Genomic DNA, 3,649 nt, shown 5'->3' with positions numbered 1-3,649 from the left:
CCTGCGCGCTGAAGCCCCGCCACACTTCGACAGGGCTCAGTATCCGGCGGGGCGCAAGCGTGGGAAAATAAAATCAGCGGCAATCAGCGAAGATCGCTCGACTGAGCGTTAGCCGAAGTCTGCGTCCCGGTTCCTGCTACTTTGCTCCCAGCGCCTTCTTGGCCTCCTCGGCCTTGATCTCCTCCTCTATCCTTTTGGTAAGCTCCGGCAGCATCCCGGCCTCCACCATCTTGTCAAAGATCTCCAGCGAGCGGTCGTAGTGGGCCAAAGCTTCCTGGTTGGCGTAGACCTTCTTGGCCTTGTCCCCGGCCTCCACCGAATAAAAGAAGGCCGGCTCCCAGTTGTTGGCCCGGTAATAATGGTGGGCCAGCAGACCAAAGGCCTCTTCTATCTTGTCCTGGTGTATCTCCTCCAGCTGGTCGCCGATGGTGTTGTGCAGCTCGCGCCGCTTGGCAAAGGGCAGGCTGTCGTAGGCCACTTCCTGGGTCATGATGTGCTTGAACAGATAGGCGTCGTCCCCTTCCATCAGCACCAGGTCAAAGCGGTTGAGGTCGGACAGCACCGTCTTGATCTGCTCCTTTTTGGGGTAGATGCCGGACAGCAGGTTAAAGTTGAACTCCCGCCCGATCACCGAGGCGAACTGCAGCACCTCCTTGGTCTCGTAGCTTAAGCGGTCCACCCGGCTCTTGATGACCCCCTGGACGGTGTCGGGAATGTTGACGTTGCGGACCTCGGAGTCTATCACCTGCCACTTGCCGTCCTTTTCGTCCACCACCTTCTGCTCGATCAGCGACTTGACCACCTCTTCCACGAAGAAGGGGTTGCCCTGTGATTTTTTGAGGATCAGCGCCTCCAACTCCGGCGGCATCCCCTCGATGGCCAGCAGCGAGCGCACCAGTTCCAAACTCTCCTCCGGTGTCAGCTCCTTCAGGTTGATGCCGTGATGGTAGTCCTTGGAGGTGAACTCGTGCTGGGCCTCCAGCGGCCGGTAGACCAGGCACAGCAGAATGGCCTTGTCCCCGATGTTGCGGGCCAGATAATTAAGCAGTTCCATGGAGGCGCTGTCGGCCCAGTGCAGGTCCTCCAATATCAGCATCAGCGGCTCCTGGGAGGCGCCCCAGCCGGCCAGGTCCAGCACCAGGTCAAACAGCCTCTGCTGGCGCAGCTTGGCGTCCAGGGATTTGGTCAGCTGGGTCTCGGGCATCTGGACCCCGGTGACCTCGCCTATGATCGGAGCCCAGTCCTTAAGCTGGGGATCTATGATCTCCAAAGCCTTCTCTATTTTTTGGGCCTTCTGTTCCGGGCTGTCGGTCTTCTTGATCCCCAGGTAGGCCTCCAGCAATTCGGACCAGGGCAGGTAGCTGATGGCCTGTCCGTAGGACTGGCAGCTGCCGCCGAACAGGCTGTAGCCGTGCTCCATCCAGCGGCTGGTCAGGTCGCGGGTCAGCCGCGACTTGCCGATTCCGGCCTCGCCCACTATGGAGACTATCTGGCCCTTGCCCAGCAGTGTTTTTTCGATGGCCTGGCTCAACAGCTCCCGTTCCCGGCCCCGGCCCACGATGGCCTTGGATTCGGAGATCCACTTGGCAAAGATGTCGTCGCCGCCCTCCTTTTTGCCTGTGACCCTGAAGATGCTGATGGGATGGACCTTGCCCTTGAACTGGCGTTCGCCCAACGGGTCGGCCGTAAATTTATTCTTGCACTTGCGGTGGGTGGCCTCGGTCACCAGCAGTTCTTCTTGGCTGGCCGAGCCCATCAGCCGGGCGGCCAGGTTCACTTCGTCGCCCATGGCGGTGTATTCCCGGCGGGCGGACGAGCCCACCGTCCCGGCAAAGACGTAGCCCGAGTTGATCCCGAATTTCTGGTGCATCCCGCTATAGGAAAACTCCTGGTGCGAAAGCATCTCCAGCCCGCAGAGGGCGGCCCGGATCTCGTCATCCTCGTGGGACTGGGGGGCGCCGAACAGGATCAAAGCCCGCTGGCCGTTCTGGCCGGAATCTATCTTGTTGATGTGACCGTCGTATGATTTCACCGTCTGCTGCAGCACCTGGTAATAGTTCTGCAGTTTGGCCACCGCGCTGGCGTCGTTGTCAAAATCCAGGCCGGAGAAACTGAGGAACAGAACGGTGGCCCGGGTGTGCTCCCCGCTCTGGGCCCCGGACTTGTGGTCGGTGATCATCCTTTGGAAGAGCCAGGGCGGCAGGAAGGCCGCCAGGTCCTGTATCTTTTGGGCCAGCCCTTCCGGACCCTGCTCGCTGCTGTCCTGCTGTTCGTGCCCGGCCGGGGACTGGCCGGGCAGTTCCAGCAGATGGAAAGAATCTTCGGCCTTCTTTTCGGTCTTGGCCGAACCGGCCAAAGCCTGCTGCATCTCTTTGGATATCAGGACCTGTCCCGCCTCGGCCTCATCCTCCAGCCGGGCGGCGGTGGCGGCCGACTGGCCGGCCAGCAGGTACTGCAGTCCGTCGGTATGATTGCCCACCTGGCAGGCGGTAAAGCTTCCGGTGTGCAGGGCCAGGTGCAGGCCCACCGGGAACGAGCCGATGGAGGTCTTGACCTCGGCGAAATTCTTGACGAACTCGGCCATCTCCCAGGCGGCCTGGGCGGCCCGGCGTTCCTTGCCGGCGGACTCGCCCGGCAGGGGTTCAAAGATGACGGTGATGGAATCTCCGCCAAAGCGGACCAGGTCGCCCCCGTATTTAAGGGTGATCTTGATCAGCGGGGAAAAATAGCTGTTGATGATGTTGGTGACCTCTTCGGCCCCCTCCTTGCCGGTGCGGGAAAGCCGCTCCGACAAAGTGGTGAACCCGGAGACGTCGGCCAGCAGGATGGCGGCGGCCAGCTTTTCACCCTTGGCCAGCCCCTGCAGCCGGCCGTGCAGGCCCCGGGGAAGATAGGGGGATAAGGAGCCAAAAAGTTTTTTCAGTTTTTCGGCTGCCTGCTTGGCTTCGTCGCCCGAAAGCTTTCCGCCCTCAAGCTTTTCTGCCAAGGGCTGTCCCAAATATTTTACCAGGCTGGCGTCAAGTTTCATTTATCGGAATCTCCCCCAAATAATTTGTTTGATTTCTATTGTATCAATTAAAATCCAAAATTACAAGTATTTTTGAAAAAAATATGCAAGGCTGGCCGTGACGAATGGCCGGCCATCAAATATCTTGACATCACTGCCCATAAATGGTTATAATTATATGATAAGTGCGCCCGTAGCCCAACTGGATAGAGCAACGGACTACGAATCCGTAGGTTAGAGGTTCGAATCCTCTCGGGCGCACCAGTTATGAAAAAACACCTTTGGCATTTTATGCCAAAGGTGTTTTTTCACATGAACCGGATCAAATAATTATTATAAGTGATGCCTCTTTGTCACAAAAACAGCGTTCCCGAAACCTACCGGCGCAGGAGTTATAAAAACAGGCCGCGGTTTGAACTTGTAACCCGGAAGTGATTCAAATCCCTCGGTCCGGTCGGTCACGCTGATGTCGACCAGGCTGTGCGTTTTCAATAGAATGGATATCACTGCGCCGGCGATCGGAGGGTTATAACAGTCTATGGACCACGATGTGGGCGCAGCGGATTGATTGCCGGTATTGACGCGGACTGTTTTCCCGTCAATGGTGCATTCCAGCAATTCTGCCTGCTGGTTGATTGATAC

At 58.2% G+C, this 3,649-nt stretch carries 2 protein-coding genes and 1 tRNA gene; 1 reads left to right on the top strand and 2 read right to left on the bottom strand.

All coding sequences use genetic code 11. The features are described from left to right. Positions 1-136 precede the first annotated feature (136 nt). The gene (locus tag Q7U71_09675; GenBank protein MDO9392026.1) at positions 137-3,028 is read right to left on the bottom strand and encodes an adenylate/guanylate cyclase domain-containing protein; all 2,892 of its coding nucleotides are present in this window, start codon (positions 3,026-3,028) and stop codon (positions 137-139) included. Positions 3,029-3,194: 166 nt separating this feature from the next. Between Q7U71_09675 and Q7U71_09670 the strand changes: the two genes are divergently transcribed. After that, positions 3,195-3,271: transfer RNA gene (locus tag Q7U71_09670), tRNA-Arg, on the top strand. A 69-nt stretch (positions 3,272-3,340) separates the two neighbouring features. Here the strand turns inward: Q7U71_09670 and Q7U71_09665 are convergent. Then, the coding region (locus Q7U71_09665) for a hypothetical protein (GenBank protein MDO9392025.1) at positions 3,341-3,649 on the bottom strand (309 nt) is incomplete at its 5' end.

It is taken from the genome of bacterium (assembly GCA_030655055.1).
In the GTDB taxonomy this organism is placed as follows: Bacteria; Edwardsbacteria; AC1; order AC1; family EtOH8; genus UBA5202.
The sequence above is the reverse complement of the archived record's forward strand: the minus strand, read 5'-3'. Positions and strand labels throughout refer to the sequence as shown.